The organism is Caballeronia sp., assembly GCF_049581465.1.
GTDB lineage: Bacteria > Pseudomonadota > Gammaproteobacteria > Burkholderiales > Burkholderiaceae > Caballeronia.
This window is the reverse complement of sequence record NZ_JBAUSA010001004.1, coordinates 1-2,175: the sequence shown is the minus strand read 5'-3', so window position 1 is coordinate 2,175 and position 2,175 is coordinate 1. Positions and strand designations below refer to the sequence as shown.

Annotated in this window: 3 protein-coding genes; all 3 read left to right on the top strand. The window is 58.1% G+C overall.

Annotated features, from left to right (window positions below; translation table 11 throughout):
* On the top strand, positions 1–439 hold a 439-nt coding region (locus WCA53_RS24610), incomplete at its 5' end, for a CsbD family protein (protein WP_423916587.1).
* Positions 440–572: 133 nt separating this feature from the next.
* A complete protein-coding gene (locus WCA53_RS24605) occupies positions 573–947 on the top strand; it encodes a phage holin family protein (protein ID WP_423916585.1) in 375 nt (124 codons plus the stop codon).
* Positions 948–1,432: 485 nt separating this feature from the next.
* The coding region (locus WCA53_RS24600; protein ID WP_423916583.1) for a YihY/virulence factor BrkB family protein at positions 1,433–2,175 on the top strand (743 nt) is incomplete at its 3' end.

Here is a 2,175-nt window from a genome sequence, read left to right as displayed (position 1 = left end):
GTGTTGGAAGCGATCACGCAACGCAGTGAAATACGGGTTTATCCTGTCACTGTCCTGCGCGATTAGGCATGACCTGTGCGCCATCACCTCGACTATCTCGATTACTCGGTCACCCAGCAAGGAGCGAAAAATGGACAAGGATAAAGCGGAAGGTATCGTTGAAGAACTCACCGGGAAAACTCAAGAGGCAATCGGCGCGGCGCTCGGAGATACCGAGGCTCAGATCGCCGGAAAGGCGCGCGAGCTTAGCGGCAAGGCGCGCCAGCTTTACGCGGACACGACAAGCATTGTGCGGGACAAGACGGTCTCCAGCCCGTTTTCGGCTTTGGCCATCATGGCGTTCGTCGGCTTCGTATTAGGCGTGATGTGGTCCGATGGCGGAAACAATCGCTCTTCGCGCGCCAATCCAAGACCGGCTGGAACCAACGATCAAGCGTAGGGGTCGACGGCGTCGTGGCGCTGGGCATGAATAGTCCTACGAACTTCTGCTCCGGCGACCTCGGATTGCGTCTGGGTTAATTTACCGTGCCGGAGCGGATTCGCCGCAGATCGCCGCAATGGAGGAGATCCAGATGTCGGTCCAGTCAAAGATCACGCGATGGCGCAATGTCAGCCGATTCTGCGTTCGAAGAGTTGGCGACTACGGTGAATTGTTCCGCATCGAACTGGCCGAAACGAAAACCCGATTGGTGCACGAAGTGATTGCGTTGGTCGCGCTGGCGGTCGGCGCTCTTTTCACGCTTTCCTTCCTTTGCATTGCGATCATTGTGTCCGCCTGGAGGACGCCCTATTTCCTTCTCGTGGTATGGGGCGTCGCCGCAACGTGGCTCGTCGTGACTGTGGCGGCTTTCCTTGTTTTACGTGCTCAGCGACCTGGGCAATCGTTCGGGACCCTGCAACGAGAGGCCCAACGCGATCTTGAGGCTATCAAGGAGGCGATCAAATGAAGCCCGGGATTCCTGAGTATTCGGATGCTCAAGCGGTCGTCCTCGCACGCATGGCGGCGACACGCGCAGAACTCATAGCTGCCAGCCAGCTCTCGAAAATTCCCGCCGGGGCACGCGCGACAGCCGAACACGCCTCGCGGACTGGCGACCCTGTATTCTTGAGCTCGCCGATCGCGGCAATACTTGCCGTAATGCTTGTAGGATCGGTAGTCATCGGACCGAGGAAGATCCTGGCCACATTGTTTCGAGCAGGCTTGACGGCGTGGGTCACAAGAACGGTGCGCGCCCTCGTAGCCGGATGACCTTGCAACAATCGGCCGCGAGAAAAATCCGTGTAGCACCGCGTCCTCGTTCGGTTGATTCATGGGAGCGTCGACGGTGCCTTCGTCCACAAAAATGCGTTCGGATCCCGTCGCTTTGAAAGCCATCCCTAATGAGAAGCGGGACGAAGGGTAATCGAACCCTTGCTGTGCAGCGGAGGCATTATGCAACAGGCAGACAGCAGCACGTTGCGGACCATTGCAAGTCATCCTGCGACGTTCCTGATGCAAACTGTACGAGCGTTTCGCGCCAACCAGGGGATGCTGCTCGCGGGCGCGGTCGCCTACTACGCGCTGCTTTCAATTGTCCCCCTATTGATCCTGGTCGTCATCGCGCTGTCACACCTGATCGACCAAAGGGTGCTTCTTAATTCGCTGGCGCACCTGCTCGAGTGGCTGGTCCCGGGGCAAGCAAAGGCCATCGTTCGAGAGCTGACAAACTTTCTCACGCACCGGGCCGTAATCGGTTGGGTCCTCCTGTGCACCATGGTGTTCTTCAGTTCGTTGGCGTTCACGGTGCTAGAGAACGCGATGTCAGTAATCTTCGTGCACCGCGTGGCGATTCGCCGGCGACACTTCCTGATTTCCGCGCTGCTTCCCTATTGCTACAGCTTATCGTTGGGCGTGGGCGTGCTCCTGGTCACGCTGGTTTCCAGTGGCTTGCAAGCAGTCGGCGCAGACAGCATCGAGGCGTTTGGGTGGAACATCCCACTTGTCGGTGCCTCGCGCGTGTTGCTTTATCTGTTCGGACTTGTGGGGGAAATTTTTGTATTAACGTCCATCTATCTTGTAATTCCGGTCGGTCGCCCGAGGTTCCGGCACGCCCTGGTCGGCGCGGTCACGGCTGCCTTGCTGTGGGAAGCGACGCGTCACGTACTGAACTGGTATTTTGCGACGCTGTCTCAGGT

Coding starts and splice junctions, on each gene's coding strand:
- WCA53_RS24605 (WP_423916585.1), top strand. CDS start 573: ATGTCGGTCCAGTCAAAGATCACGCGATGGCGCAATGTCAGCCGATTC.